Raw genomic sequence first — 15,565 nt, forward strand, 5'->3', positions numbered from 1 at the left:
CGAGAGCTTACACCATCGCATCCTTCGGGTCTTGTTAGTGTCTGTAATGGCGTCTTCGCGAGCAGGCTCGCTCTCACCTTTGAAACGCATTCTCCTGTGGGAGCGAGCCTGCTCGCGAAGACGATTTCACAATCGACAAAAATACCCGCTTGACCAAGGAGAACAATCGTTCTACTGTTTGCCACATGAACGAAATCACTAGCAACGACACGCGCGACATCATTCTGGACGTCACCGAAAAGCTGATCTACAAAAGTGGCATCGCTGCCACCAGCATGGATCTTCTGGTGAAAACCGCCGGTGTCTCCAGAAAAAGCATCTACCGTTACTTTGCCGACAAGGACGCACTGACCGTCGCCGCCCTGCAACGCCGCGACATCCGCTGGATGCATTGGTACAAAAGCGCCGTCGATCAGGCCAAAACCCCGGCCGATCGCCTGCTCAACCTGTTTACCGTGCTCAAAGGCTGGTTCGCCTCGGAAGGCTTTCGCGGCTGCGCCTTCATCAATACCAGCGGCGAGACCGGCGACCCGCAAGACCCCGTACGGCTGGTCGCCAAAGAACACAAACAGAAGCTGCTCGACTACGTGTGCGAGCTGTGTACCGAACATGGTGCCGAGGATCCGCAACTGCTGGCCAAACAGTTGCTGATCCTGATTGACGGTGCCATTACCGTAGCGCTTGTGATGGGTGATCACAGTGCCGCCGATAATGCGCAATGCATGGCGCGAAAGTTATTGGACCTGTAATGCCTTAATAAGCCGGACTTGTTGTTCAATTATTAATTAGATCGGGAGACTGAACATGTCTACTGCAGCCCAGGTACGTCCGCCATTACCGCCCTTCAGCCGTGAATCGGCGATCGAGAAAGTTCGACTGGCCGAGGATGGCTGGAACTCCCGCGACCCGGAACGGGTATCGCTGGCCTACACCCTCGACACCCAATGGCGTAACCGCGCCGAGTTCGCCAACAACCGTGAAGAAGCCAAGGCTTTTCTGACCCGCAAGTGGGCAAAAGAGCTGGATTACCGTTTGATCAAAGAGCTGTGGGCGTACTCCGACACGCGAATCGCCGTGCGCTATGCCTATGAATGGCACGATGACTCAGGCAACTGGTTCCGCTCCTATGGCAATGAAAACTGGGAATTCGATGAGCAGGGCCTGATGTTCCAGCGCTATGCGTGCATCAACGACATGCCGATCAAAGAGAGTGAGCGCAAGTTCCACTGGCCGCTGGGCCGGCGCCCGGATGATCACCCAAGCCTGTCTGACCTCGGTCTGTAAGCCAACACAGCTCCAACTGTAGGAGTGAGCCTGCTCGCGATAGCGGTGTGTCAGTCAACCTATAAGTTGAATGTTCAGACGCCATCGCGAGCAGGCTCACTCCTACAGGGGATGTGTGGGGTTCAGGCGACGGCAGCGGTCTTTTCGGCCTCCAACTCGCGCACCAGCGGCAACACCCGCCGGCCGAAATATTCGACCTCTTCCTGAAAGTGCAGAAACCCCGCCAACACCAGATCCACCCCCACCGCCTTCAACGCGACAATCCGCTCGGCAATCTGCAACGGCGTGCCAATCAGATTGGTCTTGAAACCGTCGTTGTACTGCACCAGATCCTCGAACGTCGATTTCGCCCAGTTGCCCTCTCCCTCCGGTGACGCCCTGCCCGCCTGTTTCGCTGCGTCGCCAAAGGCATTCACCGCTTCCGGATCGGCCTGATCGATGATCTGCGCCAGCACTGCCCGCGCCTCTTCCTCGGTGTCGCGAGCAATGACGAACGCGTTGACGCCGATCTTCACCGAATGGTTATTCGCCGTCGCTTTGGCGCGAATATCGTCAACCTGCGCCTTGATCCCTTCAACGCTATTGCCATTGGTGAAATACCAGTCCGAGACCCTTGCGGCCATGTCCCGTGCTGCCCGCGAGCTGCCACCCTGAAAAATCTCCGGACGGCCCAGCGGTTTTGGCTTGAGGGTGTAATTATCGAAACGGTAGAAATCGCCGCGAAAGGTGAAATTGTCCTGACTCCACACGCCGCGCAGCGAGCGGATGAACTCCTCGGAACGGCGATAACGCTCGTCGTGCTCCAGCCAATGCTCGCCGATGGCCTGGAACTCGCCTTTGAACCAGCCGCTGACAATGTTCACCGCGATGCGGCCGTTGGTGAGCTGATCGATGGTCGCCAGTTGTTTGGCCGCCAGTGCCGGTTGCCACGGGCCGGGCAAAATGGCTGCGATGACTTTCAGCCTGGTCGTGGCGGCCAGCAAGGCATGACTGAACGCAACCGACTCGTGCTGGAACTCGGCGCCGTAACCGGCGGTGAAGCGAATCTGCGTCAGCGCGTACTCGAACCCGGCCGCCTCGGCGATCTGCGCCAGTTTGCGGTTGTAGTCGATGCCCCAATCCGTGCGCTGTTCAATCTTGCTGACCACCAGCCCACCGCTGACGTTCGGCACCCAGTAGGCAAATTTTACCGCTTGCTGACTCATTGGCGTGTCCTCGGGACATTTGAGAGATGAGAGTGGTAGAGCAGCAAGCGTGCCAGGCCTGGAATGCCCGGTTTTGTTGGGTTTGTTGTGTGGTGCAGATGTTTTGTAGAGGTGGGATTTGTTGGCGGGTTGTTGTGTGGACAACAGTTGGTTTGGGGTCGGCATGAAGAATGCCTTCGCGAGCAGGCTCGCTCCCACAGGGTGGAATGCATTTCAAAATGTGGGAGCGAGCCTGCTCGCGAAGGCGTCAGACGGGTCGCCGCAACACTTGGAAATGAGTAACATGACCGCCCTCCCCGCAGCTCACGTTCTGCGCCCTGCCGAATAAGCCGATTCCATGCCTTTCGAACTCAGCGTTGACCTCACCACTCTGGCCATTCTGGCCATCGTCGCCTTCATTGCCGGTTTCATCGACGCCATCGCCGGCGGTGGCGGCCTGCTGACCACGCCAGCGTTGCTGACTGCCGGCCTGCCGCCGCACCTGGTGCTCGGCACCAACAAGTTGAGTTCGACTTTCGGTTCGGCCACCGCCAGTTTCACCTTCTACCGCCGCAAGCTGTTTCATCCACGCCAGTGGGTGCATGCGATTGTCGGCACGCTGATCGGTGCATTGACCGGCGCCATCGTCGCCCATTACCTGCCGGCCGAATGGCTGAACAAGATGCTCCCGGTGATCGTCTTCGCTTGCGGTCTATATCTGTTGTTCGGCGGCACGCCAAAAGCGCCGCTGGACAGCGATGCGCCGATCAAAAAGAAATGGCAGTCGACCCAAGGCTTCAGCCTCGGTTTCTATGACGGTGTGGCTGGGCCTGGCACTGGCGCATTCTGGACGGTGAGCAGCCTGCTGCTCTACCCGATCGACCTGGTCAAGGCCAGCGGTGTGGCGCGCAGCATGAACTTCGTCAGCAACATTGCGGCGCTGTCGGTGTTCGTGTTTTCCGGGCAAGTGGACTGGATCATCGGCCTGAGCATGGGCCTGTCGGTGATGGTCGGCGCGTTCTTTGGCGCGCGCACCGCAATCAGCGGCGGCGCCAAGTTCATTCGCCCGGTGTTCATCACCGTGGTGCTGGGTTTGACCGTGCGCCTAGCCTGGCAGCACTGGTTCAGCGTGGCCTAAGCGCCGCGCCACGTAGACGTCGATCAAGTAACGGGCAATCGACTTTGACGCCGGCAACGGCGGCAGGTCGTGCACGTTGAACCACTGGGCGTCTTCGATCTCGTCTTCCTGACAGACAATTTCGCCACCGGCATATTCGGCATGGAAGCCGAGCATCATCGAATGCGGGAACGGCCAGCACTGGCTGCCCAGGTACTGAATGTTCTGCACCTCGATCTGCACTTCTTCGCGCACTTCACGAATCAGGCAATCCTCGGCCGACTCGCCAGGTTCGGCGAACCCCGCCAGCGTGCTGTACACCCCGCTGACAAAACGCGGTGAACGCGCCAGCAGAATCTCGTCGCCACGGGTGATCAGCACGATCATGCTCGGCGAAATACGCGGATAACTGCGCAAGTCGCACGGCTGGCAATACATCGCCCGTTCGCGCGGCACCTGCGTCATCGCCTGGCCGCAATTGCCGCAGAAACGGTGCTCGCGAGCCCACGTGCCGATCTGCGCGGCGTAACCGAGCACTTTGTAGATCGTGTGATCGCCATCGAGCATGAACGCTCTCAGGCCTTTCCAGTTGCAACCCGGCACCTCACTGGTGCTGCGCAGTTCGAGCAGATACACCGGCTCGCCGTCGAGATGGCCAATGCCGTGCTCGGCGAGGATCGACAAGTCCTGCCGCTTGAGCCATTCGCGTGGGAACAGCGCGCCGTTGTCATCAAACAAAAAACCGTCCGGGCTGCGCGCAACCGCCCAGCCGCCCGGTTGATCGGTGTCGAGTACTGCAGTGGTCCAGCGAGCTGTCATGGTTTCTCAGTCCAGGAATTCAGGTTTCTGTTTGCTCATATGGGCGGCCATGGCCACGCGCAAGTCGGTGGATTGCAGCATGGCAGCGTTCCAGGTGGCAACGTATTCGAGGCCGTCGTCGATGCGATGGTCGCGCATGTAGCTGATCATTTCCTTGGTGCCGGTGACCGCGATCGGCGATTTCGAAGCGATCTCGCGGGCGATCTCCAGCACGCCTTCGAGCAACGCGTCCTTGTCGCTGTAGACGCGATTGACCAGGCCGATGCTGCGCGCCTCGTCAGCGCCGAAGGTGCGGCCGGTGTAAGCCAGTTCACGCAGCATGCCGTCACCGATGATCCGTGGCAACCGTTGCAAAGTGCCAACATCGGCGGCCATGCCGATATCGATTTCCTTGATCGAGAATTGTGCGTCTTCGGCGGCGTAACGCATGTCGCACGCGGCGATCAGATCGATGGCGCCACCCAGGCAGTAACCCTGAATCGCTGCGAGCACCGGTTTGCGGCAGTTATCGACGGCATTGAACGAGGCTTGCAGGGTGAGGATCTTGCGGCGCAGCAGGCGCGCGTTGCGGCCGACGTCCTTGCCCAGTTCATTGGCGACGCCGGCGAGCATCATCAGATCGATGCCAGAGGAAAAATGTTTGCCATTGCCGCTGAGCACCACTACACGCACTTCGTCGGTGTCGTCGATCCACTGGAAGATCTCGACGATCTCGCTCCAGAATGCCGCGTTCATCGAGTTGATCTTTTCCGGGCGATTGATTTGCACATGGGCGATGTTGTCGGCCAGTTCGACGCTGAAAGCGGAGTATTGAGTCATGGCAGTGATCCTTTACCGGGCTGAAAATGAGGCCCGAACTATAACAAGGCATCACAGTGGCGGTTCGGCCAAATGCGGGACTGACTTGAGGAGATGTACTGCAACATTCCACCCTGTAGGAGCTGCCGCAGGCTGCGATCTTTTGATGCTGATTTTAGAAGACCAGATCAAAAGATCGCAGCCTGCGGCAGCTCCTACAGGGATTTTCGTGTCACGAAGGCTGCGGTTTCGTAGGGGACTGTTACTACATCCTTGCCGCGCAACTCGGGCTCGGACGCGATCAGCGCGCAAATCTGCTCATCAACCTTCGTCCGTTGTGCGTCCGGCAGTGCGGCAATGAAACTGGTCGAACGCACCCGATTGAAAATCACGTCCTCCGGCGAGCCGGTATGCCCATTGTGAAACTGCTGCAACTGCAGTGGCCCGAACGCCGGGTGCGGAAACGCCTTGCGCCATTCGCCGGTGTAATAACGCGGCGTATCACCTTCCAGCGCATTAACGATGGCGTCCAGCTTCGGCACCCAGCTCACTTGGGTGTCGCGCAGGTTCCAGATCAACCCCAACTTGCCGCCAGGCTTGAGCACTCGAGCGATCTCGGTCAACGCGGCTTCGCTGGCAAACCAGTGAAACGCCTGCGCGCAGATCACCACGTCGACCGACGCATCCGGTAGCGGCAAATCGGTCGCCGTGCCATGCACGGCCAGCACCTGCGGCCAGGCATCAGAAAGTTTCTCAAGCATCTGCGCCACGGGTTCGACGGCGATAACCTGCGCGCCTGTGGCCACCAACCGACCGGTGAATTTGCCGGTGCCGGCGCCCAGATCAATCACCGTCTTGTGACCATCCAGACCTAGCGTTGTCGTCAGCCAGTCACTGACTTGCGGTGGGTAATCCGGCCGCCCTTTGACGTAGGTATCAGCGGCCGTTTTGTAGCCCCCAGTGGAATGATGCAGATGATCGTTCATGGCAGTCCCCCTTATCGCAGAGCTTCGGATCAACGGCAGACGCTTGCGAGCATAGCGCCGGAATTTGTGCCTGACTTGAACAGTCACTGACTAAGCAATGAATAAAATTTCACCCTGTGGTGTTCAAAGTGAAACATAACCCCCTGTGGAGCCTTGCCCATGACTATCCGTTCCGTTATGTTCGCCGCCCCGCTGCTGCTGGCGGCTGCCATGTCCAGCCATCTGGCCTTCGCCAATGGTGACGAAGACGAGCCGGTGCAGAAGCCCGAATGCCCGAAAGGCCAGGTCTGGGACAGCAAAACGCAAAAATGCGTATTGCAGACCAGCAGCCTGCTGCCCGATGCCGACCGCACCGATTACGCCTATCGCCTGGCCAAGGCGGGTCGCTACGATGAAGCACTGGCGTTACTCGACACGCTGAAACAGCCGAACACCGCCAAGGCGCTGAATTATCGCGGGTACGCCACGCGCAAACTCGGGCGTACCGACGAAGGCATCAGCTATTACCTGCAATCGGTGAAACTCGATCCGCAATACGCGCAAGTGCGCGAATACCTCGGCGAAGCCTACGTGATCAAAGGCCGCGTCGACCTCGCGCAAGAACAGTTGCGGCAGATCCAGTCGATCTGCGGCACGGCGTGCGAGGAATACCAGGACCTGGCGCAAGCCATTAACGACTCATCGAAAACCTGATATCAAAAGCGGAGGCCATCATCGTCAGCGATCAGGCATTCAGAGCAGAACTCGGACAGCATCTGGCGCGATTGTGGCGCTACGGTCTGCTGCTGTCGCGCAATCGGCATGTCGCCGAGGATCTGGTCCAGGCCACCTGCGTGCGGGCGCTGGAGCGTTCTGCTCAATATATCGCCGGTACGCGCATGGACCGCTGGCTACTGAGCATCCTGCATTCGATCTGGCTCAATGAAGTGCGCGCGCGGCGCGTGCGTCAGGGCGCAGGACAGGTCGATGCCGACGGCCATCTGGCGTTCGATGGTGAATACGCCGCGCAAACCCATGTACTGGCTGCGCAAGTGATTCGGCGCGTCGACGTCCTGCCCGAGACCCAGCGTGAAACGGTGTATCTGGCCTATGTCGAAGGCTTGTCCTACCGCGAAGTCGCCGAGATCCTGCAAGTGCCGATCGGCACGGTGATGAGTCGCCTGGCCACCGCACGCCTGAAACTCGCCGAATACCCGCCGCTGCAAGCGGTGCCGAAAACCACCGAAGGAGACCGGTCATGAACACACCTTCGGATGAACAACTGGTCGCGTACCTGGACGACGAACTCGACCGCGAACAGCGCAGCCAATTCGACAGTGCCATCACCGACGATCCGCTGCTCAGCCTGCGTGTGCAATGGCTGAGCCGCAGCAATCTGCCGTACAAAGCGGCCTACGATGAACTGGCGCAGCAGGCGCCGCTGGAACGCTTGCAGGCTCGGCTCGACGGTATTGCGTCACCGGAACATCCGGGCCTGAGCCGACGCTGGTTTATCGCTGCGGCGGCCGCCACCCTGGTGGCTGGCGGCGTGTTGGCCGATCGGCTGTTGCTCGGCTGGCAAGCGGCGCAAGACCACAGCTGGCGCGAACGGGTCGGCGACTACATGGCGCTTTATGTCCCGCAGACGCTCGATCATCTGCCGGTAGACGAAGCCAGTCAGCGCGCGCAGTTGCGCACGGTGGACGCGCGATTGGGCTTGAGTCTGGCACCGGCCACGCTGAGGCTGCCCGGCGCGGAGCTCAAGCGCGCGCAATTGCTCGAATACGACGGCGTGCCGATCGCGCAAATCACCTATCTCGATGCCAGACATGGGCCGATGGCCCTGTGCGTCACCCGCGCCAACAGCGGCAGCCAGCCGCTGGCTCACGAACGGCGACACGCCATGAACGTGGTGTACTGGACCGCGCGCGAGCATGCGTGGATGTTGATCGGGCATAACCCGGCGCCGGAACTTGATGCTCTGGCCAGACACCTGATCGAACGATTGAGCGCATGACGGCCGTTGCTACTATCCTGTGCGCGTGATTATCCAAGGAGGACATACCGATGCAGATTTCACCGCGCAGCGCGCTGCTGGTCATCGACGTGCAGAACGACTTCACCCCAGGCGGACAGTTGGCTGTACCGGAAGGCGATCAGATCGTCCCGCTGATCAACCGTCTCGGCGGCCACTTCAAGCAGGTCATCATTGCCCAGGACTGGCACCCTGCCGGTCATGCTTCGTTCGCCTCCAGCCATCCCGGGCGCGAGCCTTACGATGTGATTGAGTTGCCTTACGGCCAACAAACGCTGTGGCCGGATCATTGCGTGCGGGCTACGCCCGGCGCCGAGTTCCATCCGGAACTGAATCTGCCTCATGCCCAACTGGTGATTCGCAAAGGTTGCAACCCGGACATCGACAGTTATTCGGCATTCCTGGAAGCCGACCGCACGACGGTCACCGGGCTCGCCGGCTATCTCAAGGAGCGTGGCATCGACACGGTCTATATGGTCGGACTGGCGCTGGATTTCTGCGTGATGTTTTCCGCCCTGGATGCACGCACGGCAGGCTTCAACGCATTTGTCGTGCTGGATGCCTGCCGGGCGATCGATCTGCAGGGATCACTGGCAGCAGCAATCGAGCGCATGCAACTGGCCGGGGTCGGTCTGATCCAGTCAAACGAACTGATCTGACCCGTGTAGGAGCTGCCGCAGGCTGCGATCTATTGAGGGTGTTTTCAAGATCAAGAGATCGCAGCCTGCGGCAGCTCCTACAGTGGTTTCAGGTGGTAGTGGGCAGCCATAGCCGGAAGCGTGCGCCACCCAACGGTGAGGATTCCACGGTCAGGGTGCCACCCTGCGCTTCCAGGGCCCGGCGACTGATGGCCAGACCCAGGCCAAAACCACCGGTGGCCCGGTCGCGGCTACGGTCCAGCCGGTAGAACGGCTCGAAAATCCGCTCGCGCTCATCGTCCGGGATGCCGATCCCGTCGTCGTCCACCCAGATCTCACAACCTTCGCCACTGACCTGCACGCCGATCTGAATGCGTTTCTCACAGTAACGCATGGCATTGCGCAGCAGATTCTGGATGGCGCGGGCGGTCAGGCGCGGATCCAGCGAGAAGCGTTCGAGTTGACCATGCAACAACACGTCGATGACGATTTCCGGCGACTCCAGCTCCTCATCGACGCTGCCGAGAATGCTGTCGATGAATTCGTCCAGTGAGACTTCAATCTGCTCCGGCAATTGCGCCGGGTTCTGCAAGCGGCTGTAGGACAGCAGCTCAAGCACCAGCTCATCGAGTTCACGAATGTGCGCGACCAGGCCCTGCAAGCGCTCGCGGCTGGCGGCCGGCAAATCGTCGGACAGCGCCAGCGCGAGGCCGAAATCGAGACGCGTCAGCGGAGTACGCAGTTCATGGGAGACAGCATTGAGAAGGTCGCGCTGCTGATTCAACAGGTTTTCGATGTCGCCGGCCATGGTGTCGAACACGTTGGCCAGACTGCCGATGTTCGAACTCTGGGCGATTTTCGTGCGCTCGCTCAAATGACCTTTACCGAAGCGTTCGGCAGTGCCCTTGAGGCGTTCGAGATCGCGCCAGTGCGGGCGCAACCAAAGCAGCAGGCACGCCAGCAGGCTCGCGCCGATCAACACGTTAATGCTCCAGTACAACAGATTGACGTCCATCGGGTCCGGCGGCACGACCATTTGCACCGCCATATCGTCATTGAGCGGTGTCACTGCCAGCGTGCGCCAGCCCCAGTCGCCGATGCGCACCACGTTTTCGCCACGGCGCAGTCGTTGCTGCTCGATCGCGGTGAAATCGGCGTTATCGATGCGCGCAAGGACGATGTGCAACGGCTGGAAATCCTTGTCCATCGACGCCGCAATCGCCGGCCACTGTTCGTGCGGTGCAGCATGAAACTGCTTGGTGATCAGCGATTGCAGGCCGCGCGAATAATCCAGGTTATAGGTGACGAAGCGTTCACGGAATGCCATGACCACCAGGTCCGGTACCAGATAGATCGCCGCGCTGTACGAGATGATCGTCACCAGGTACAGGCGAAACAGGATGCGAAACATCAGCTCAGCATTCCCACTCGGAACGGCTGAACAGATAACCCTTGCCCCACACGGTCTTGATCTTGCGCGCCTCACCGGCGTGGTCGTCGAACTTGCGCCGCAGCTTGGAGATCGCAACGTCCACCGAACGGTCGGTGCCATTGAATTCGATGCCGCGCAAACGTTGCAGAATCTGGTCACGACTCAGCACTTCGCCGGCATGCCGGGCCAGCACGACCAGCAAATTGTACTCGCCGCTGGACAGTTCCACCGGTTGCTCGCGCCAGGTCACGGTACGCTCGGACAGATCAATGCACAGGTTGCCCATGACGATGCGATCGTTGACCGTCAACGGTTCGCCGAGGCTGCTGCGGCGCAACAAGGTGCGTACCCGCGCGAGCAAAACACGTGGCTCGCAGGGCTTGGTGACGTAATCGTCGGCGCCCATTTCCAGGCCCAGCACCTGATCGTGGCTGTCATCGCGGGCGGTGAGCATCAGGATCGGCAACGTCGCCGAGTCGGCCCGCAGCAAGCGGCACACCTGCAGGCCATCGAGGCCCGGCAACATCAGGTCGAGAATCACCAGGTCCGGCGGATTGACCCGCGCCCGCTCACGTACGTGATCGCCACGGCCGATGACACTGACGGAATAGCCGTTGCGTTCCAGATAGCTGGAAATCAGTTCGGCGAGGGCGGTGTCGTCTTCGACCAGGAGGATGTTGGGCATGGAGGTGTCCAGAAAGTGCAGTGGCGACATTGCAGGCCTCATCGCGGGCAAGCCCGCTCCCACAGTGCTTTCGGGTGTTCACATGATTTGTGTCCACAACCGATCCCTGGGGGAGCGGGCAAGCCCGCGATGGCGATGCAACTGTCGCAATAAATTTCAAGGGCTAAAGGATATACGCCCTCAGCCGCCCCTGAGTAAAACCCTTACACAATTTCACACAGCGCCTACAAAGCTTCACCGCTACTCTCGGCCACTGGCCGTAGGATGCAGGCATCAATATTGGGGGTGGTAAATGTCGAACAAACTGTTGGCCGGGCTCGGCCTGATCGCAATGGCGCTGACGCTGAGTGCCTGTGACTCGTCCTCGAACGCCGAGGAACAGGCGCCACCGGCCACCGTGCGCATCGAAACCATCGAGGCCCATCCCCTGTCGATCAGCAGCGAACTCAGCGGCCGCGTCGCTGCGCCGCGCATTGCCGAAGTCCGCGCACGGGTTGCCGGCGTGGTGCTGCAGCGCACCTTCCGAGAAGGCAGCGACGTGAAAAAGGGTGACGTGCTGTTCCGCATCGATCCGGCGCCGTTCAAGGCTGACCTCGACAGCGCCGAAGCCGCGCTGCGCAAAGCCGAAGCCAATGCCTTCCAGGCAAAACTGCAGGAACAACGCTACGCGCAGCTGATCGACGACAAGGCCATCAGTGGTCAGGACTACGACAACGCGCGCGCCAACGCCCGGCAAACCGCCGCCGACGTCGCGGCCAACAAGGCCGCCGTCGAGCGGGCGAAACTGAATCTGGGTTATGCCACCGTCGTCGCACCGATTTCCGGGCGTGTGGGGCGTGCGCTGGTCACCGAAGGCGCGCTGGTCGGGCAGAACGAAACCACGCCGCTGGCATTGATTCAGCAGTTGAACCCGATTCACGCCGACGTCACGCAATCGACCCGCGAACTCAACGAACTGCGGCGTGCATTCCGCTCCGGGCAGTTGCAGGAGGTCGGTCAGGATCAGGTCAAGGTCACGCTGATTCAGGATGACGGCAGTCTCTATGCGTTGCCGGGCAAACTGCTGTTCAGCGATATCACGGTTGATCCGGGCACAGGCCAGATCATCTTGCGCAGCGAATTTCCGAACCCGGACCTCGATCTGCTGCCGGGCAGTTTCATCCGGGTGCGCATCGAACAGGCGAAGATCCAGAACGGTATTACCGTGCCGCAACGCGCCGTTCAACGTGACAGCGCCGGCATCGCGCAAGTGCTGACCGTCGACGAGCAAATGCGTGTGGCGCAGCAACCGGTGCAACTGGGCGCGGTGCAAAACGATCGCTGGATCGTCACCGGCGGTCTCAAGCCCGGCGACCGCATCGTCGTCGAAGGCGTGCAGCACGCCCGTCCTGGCGAAAAAGTGCAGATCGACGATACCCCTCTTCCACTTGCCCAGACTTCTGGTCAGTAAGCAGGACGCTTTTCCATGCCGCAATTCTTTATCGACCGTCCGGTGTTTGCCTGGGTCGTCGCGTTGTTCATCCTGCTGGCCGGTGCGCTCGCCATCCCGCAATTGCCGGTGGCGCAATACCCCGATGTCGCGCCGCCGCAGATCGAAATCTATGCCGTGTACCCTGGTGCGTCGGCGCAAACCGTCGACGAAAGCGTGGTCAGCCTGATCGAAGAAGAGCTCAACGGTGCCGATCACCTGCTGTACTTCGAATCGCAGAGCAGCCTTGGCAGTGCGACGATCAAGGCGACTTTCCAGCCTGGCACCAATCCGGAGCTGGCGCAGGTCGACGTGCAGAACCGCCTGAAAGTGGTCGAGTCGCGTCTGCCGCAAGCGGTCAATCAGCAAGGCTTGCAGGTGGAGAAAGTCTCCTCCGGTTTCCTCCTGCTGATCACCCTGACGTCCAGTGACGGCAAACTCGACGACGTCGCGCTCAGCGATTATCTGGCGCGCAACGTGATGAACGAGATCAAGCGTCTCGACGGCGTCGGCAAGGCGCAGCTGTATGGCGCCGAGCGAGCGATGCGCGTGTGGATCGATCCGCAGAAACTCATCGGTTTCCACCTGACGCCGGCTGACGTCAACGCCGCCATCGTCGCGCAGAACGCCCAGGTTTCTGCCGGTAGCATTGGCGACTTGCCAAACCCGTCCAGCCAGGAAATCACCGCAACCATTCTGGTGAAAGGTCAGTTGTCGACGCCGCAAGAGTTCGCCGACATCGTGCTCAAGGCTAATCGCGACGGCTCCACCGTGCGCATCGGTGACGTGGCGCGGGTCGAGATCGGCAGTCAGGAATACCAGTTCGGCACGCGCCTCAACGGCAAGCCGTCGACCGCCGTCGGCGTGCAGCTGTCGCCGGGGGCCAACGCGCTGAACACCGCGACGCTGGTGCGGGCGAAGATGGACGAACTGGCGCGCTATTTCCCGGCGGGGGTGGAATACAAGATCCCGTACGACACTTCACCGTTCGTCAAAGTCTCGATCACCAAAGTGGTCTACACCTTGGGCGAAGCGATGTTGCTGGTGTTCGCGGTGATGTTCCTGTTTCTGCAGAACGTGCGTTACACGCTGATCCCGACACTGGTGGTGCCGGTGGCATTGATGGGCACGTTCGCGACCATGCTGGCGCTGGGCTTCTCAATCAACGTGCTGACCATGTTCGGCATGGTCCTGGCCATTGGCATTCTGGTGGACGACGCGATTGTTGTGGTCGAAAACGTCGAACGGATCATGGCCACCGAGGGTTTGTCGCCCAAGGAAGCCACACGCAAGGCGATGACGCAGATCACTGGCGCAATCATCGGCATCACGCTGGTGCTGGTGGCGGTGTTCATTCCGATGGCCTTCATGCAGGGCTCGGTCGGGGTGATCTACCAACAGTTCTCGCTGTCGATGGCCACGTCCATTCTGTTCTCGGCGTTCCTTGCCCTGACCTTGACTCCGGCATTGTGCGCGACGCTGCTCAAGCCGATTGCCAAGGGCGAACATCACGAGAAATCCGGGTTCTTCGGCTGGTTCAACCGCCGCTTCGAGCACCTGACCGATCGTTATCAGGGCTGGGTCGGCTATGCGCTGAAACGTAGTGGCCGATACCTGCTGATCTACGTCGTCCTGCTGGTGGGGCTCGGTCTGTGCTTCGCGCGTCTGCCCTCCTCGTTCCTGCCGGTGGAAGATCAGGGTTACACCATCACCGACATTCAGCTGCCACCCGGTGCGACCAAGAATCGTACGGTGGCCGTGGCTGAACAGCTCGAGGCGCATAACGCCGGCGAGCCAGGGATCAGCGACAGTGTGGTGATTCTCGGTTTCAGCTTCTCCGGTAGCGGCCAGAACGCAGCCTTGGCGTTTTCGACCTTGAAGGACTGGTCGCAGCGCGGCAGTGATGACTCCGCCAGTTCGATTGCCGACCGCGCCAATATCGCGTTGAGCGAGATCAAGGACGCCATGGCGTTCTCGGTACTGCCACCGCCCGTGGATGGCCTGGGCACATCGAGTGGTTTCGAGTTCCGTTTGCAGGATCGCGGCGGCCTCGGCCATGCGACCTTGATGCAGGCGCGCACCGAACTGCTCGCGGCAGCGGAGAAAAGCCCGGTACTGATGAACGTGCGCGAAAGCGCGCTGGCCGAAGCGCCGCAAGTGCAATTGGTCGTCGACCGCAAGCAGGCAAATGCCTTGGGCGTTTCGTTTGCCGACATTGGTAATGTGCTGTCCACCGCCGTCGGTTCCAGCTACATCAACGACTTCCCCAACCAGGGGCGCATGCAGCGTGTTGTCGTGCAAGCCGAAGGCGATCAACGCAGCCAGGTCGCCGACCTGCTGAAAATGCACGTACGCAACAACACCGGGCACATGGTGCCGCTGTCAGCGTTCGTGCAGGCCAACTGGATTCAGGGCCCGGCGCAGTTGACCCGTTACAACGGTTATCCGGCGATTGCGATTTCCGGCGAACCGTCAGCGGGGCACAGTACCGGTGAGGCCATGGCCGAAATCGAACGTCTGGTAGCGCAGGGCCCGAAAGGCCTTGGTCAGGAATGGACCGGGTTGTCGTTGCAGGAACGCCTGTCCGGCAATCAGGCGCCGATCCTCCTCGGTCTGTCCTTGCTGGTGGTGTTCCTGTGTCTGGCGGCGCTGTACGAGAGTTGGTCGATTCCAACCTCGGTGTTGCTGGTGGTGCCACTGGGCGTGCTCGGCGCGGTGCTGGCCGTGACGTTGCGCGGCATGCCCAATGATGTGTTCTTCAAGGTCGGGCTGATCACCATCATCGGCCTCTCGGCAAAGAACGCGATCCTGATCATCGAGTTTGCCAAGAGTCTTTATGACGAAGGTCACGACCTGATCGATGCAACGTTGCAGGCCGCACGTTTGCGTCTGCGTCCGATCGTGATGACGTCGCTGGCGTTCATTCTCGGTGTGGTGCCACTGGCCATCGCCACTGGCGCCAGTTCCGCAAGCCAACAAGCCATCGGGACAGGGGTGATCGGCGGCATGATCACCGCGACGCTGGCGGTGATCTTCGTCCCGGTCTTCTTCGTCGTCGTCATGAAGCTCGTACAACGATTCACCAGGCACTGATGCAAAAGTAGGAGCTGCCGCAGGCTGCGATCTTTTGATGTTGTTTT

At 60.4% G+C, this 15,565-nt stretch carries 15 protein-coding genes; 9 read left to right on the forward strand and 6 right to left on the reverse strand.

Annotated features, from left to right (window positions below; translation table 11 throughout):
- Positions 1 to 185: 185 nt before the first annotated feature.
- Positions 186 to 749, forward strand: a complete 564-nt coding sequence (locus tag CQ009_RS12725; RefSeq protein ID WP_105706578.1) for a TetR/AcrR family transcriptional regulator — start codon at positions 186 to 188, stop codon at positions 747 to 749.
- A gap of 55 nt (positions 750 to 804) precedes the next feature.
- A complete protein-coding gene (locus CQ009_RS12730) occupies positions 805 to 1,284 on the forward strand; it encodes a nuclear transport factor 2 family protein (RefSeq protein WP_105706580.1) in 480 nt (159 codons plus the stop codon).
- A 122-nt stretch (positions 1,285 to 1,406) separates the two neighbouring features.
- Here CQ009_RS12730 and sfnG read toward each other — a convergent pair whose 3' ends face one another.
- Positions 1,407 to 2,489, reverse strand: coding sequence for a dimethylsulfone monooxygenase SfnG (gene sfnG / locus CQ009_RS12740; protein WP_105706584.1), 1,083 nt, complete (start codon positions 2,487 to 2,489; stop codon positions 1,407 to 1,409).
- A 337-nt stretch (positions 2,490 to 2,826) separates the two neighbouring features.
- On the opposite strand from sfnG, the gene CQ009_RS12745 reads away from it, so the two are divergent.
- Complete coding sequence (locus CQ009_RS12745) at positions 2,827 to 3,606, forward strand: TSUP family transporter (protein ID WP_105706587.1); 780 nt, start codon at positions 2,827 to 2,829, stop codon at positions 3,604 to 3,606.
- Here the strand turns inward: CQ009_RS12745 and nudC are convergent.
- From nudC to CQ009_RS12760, 3 genes are all read right to left on the reverse strand, one after another.
- Entirely contained in the window at positions 3,574 to 4,404 is an 831-nt protein-coding gene (nudC, locus tag CQ009_RS12750; protein WP_105706589.1) for an NAD(+) diphosphatase, read from the reverse strand. The two genes, CQ009_RS12745 and nudC, sit on opposite strands and share 33 nt — an antisense overlap.
- A gap of 6 nt (positions 4,405 to 4,410) precedes the next feature.
- Positions 4,411 to 5,223: a crotonase/enoyl-CoA hydratase family protein gene (locus tag CQ009_RS12755; protein ID WP_105706590.1), complete on the reverse strand. Its 813-nt coding sequence runs from the start codon at positions 5,221 to 5,223 to the stop codon at positions 4,411 to 4,413.
- A 194-nt stretch (positions 5,224 to 5,417) separates the two neighbouring features.
- Complete coding sequence (locus tag CQ009_RS12760; RefSeq protein ID WP_105706593.1) at positions 5,418 to 6,188, reverse strand: class I SAM-dependent methyltransferase; 771 nt, start codon at positions 6,186 to 6,188, stop codon at positions 5,418 to 5,420.
- A gap of 159 nt (positions 6,189 to 6,347) precedes the next feature.
- Between CQ009_RS12760 and CQ009_RS12765 the strand changes: the two genes are divergently transcribed.
- The 4 genes from CQ009_RS12765 to pncA all read left to right on the forward strand — a co-directional run bounded on the left by CQ009_RS12765 (position 6,348) and on the right by pncA (position 8,861).
- On the forward strand, positions 6,348 to 6,881 hold the full coding sequence (locus CQ009_RS12765) for a tetratricopeptide repeat protein (protein WP_064390192.1): 534 nt from the start codon (positions 6,348 to 6,350) through the stop codon (positions 6,879 to 6,881).
- A gap of 62 nt (positions 6,882 to 6,943) precedes the next feature.
- Positions 6,944 to 7,429: a sigma-70 family RNA polymerase sigma factor gene (locus CQ009_RS12770; RefSeq protein WP_371920143.1), complete on the forward strand. Its 486-nt coding sequence runs from the start codon at positions 6,944 to 6,946 to the stop codon at positions 7,427 to 7,429.
- Positions 7,426 to 8,184, forward strand: coding sequence for an anti-sigma factor (locus CQ009_RS12775; RefSeq protein WP_105706595.1), 759 nt, complete (start codon positions 7,426 to 7,428; stop codon positions 8,182 to 8,184). The genes CQ009_RS12770 and CQ009_RS12775 overlap by 4 nt, the downstream gene beginning before the upstream one ends.
- A 50-nt stretch (positions 8,185 to 8,234) precedes the next feature.
- Positions 8,235 to 8,861: a bifunctional nicotinamidase/pyrazinamidase gene (gene pncA, locus CQ009_RS12780; protein ID WP_064390194.1), complete on the forward strand. Its 627-nt coding sequence runs from the start codon at positions 8,235 to 8,237 to the stop codon at positions 8,859 to 8,861.
- An 88-nt stretch (positions 8,862 to 8,949) separates the two neighbouring features.
- On the opposite strand, the gene CQ009_RS12785 is transcribed toward pncA, so the two are convergent.
- Both CQ009_RS12785 and CQ009_RS12790 read right to left on the reverse strand, forming a co-directional pair.
- Entirely contained in the window at positions 8,950 to 10,251 is a 1,302-nt protein-coding gene (locus CQ009_RS12785) for an ATP-binding protein (protein ID WP_064390195.1), read from the reverse strand.
- A 4-nt stretch (positions 10,252 to 10,255) separates the two neighbouring features.
- Positions 10,256 to 10,957 (reverse strand): response regulator transcription factor, encoded by a 702-nt coding sequence (locus CQ009_RS12790; protein ID WP_064390196.1) that lies wholly within the window; start codon positions 10,955 to 10,957, stop codon positions 10,256 to 10,258.
- Between the two features lie 292 nt (positions 10,958 to 11,249).
- Here CQ009_RS12790 and CQ009_RS12795 point away from each other — a divergent pair, with 292 nt between their 5' ends.
- Positions 11,250 to 12,407 carry an efflux RND transporter periplasmic adaptor subunit gene (locus tag CQ009_RS12795; protein WP_064390197.1) on the forward strand — a complete coding sequence of 386 codons (1,158 nt, stop codon included), beginning with the start codon at positions 11,250 to 11,252 and terminating at the stop codon, positions 12,405 to 12,407.
- Between the two features lie 15 nt (positions 12,408 to 12,422).
- Positions 12,423 to 15,518 (forward strand): efflux RND transporter permease subunit, encoded by a 3,096-nt coding sequence (locus CQ009_RS12800; RefSeq protein WP_105706597.1) that lies wholly within the window; start codon positions 12,423 to 12,425, stop codon positions 15,516 to 15,518.
- Positions 15,519 to 15,565: the final 47 nt, after the last annotated feature.

This window comes from Pseudomonas sp. MYb2 (genome assembly GCF_002979955.1).
GTDB lineage: Bacteria > Pseudomonadota > Gammaproteobacteria > Pseudomonadales > Pseudomonadaceae > Aquipseudomonas.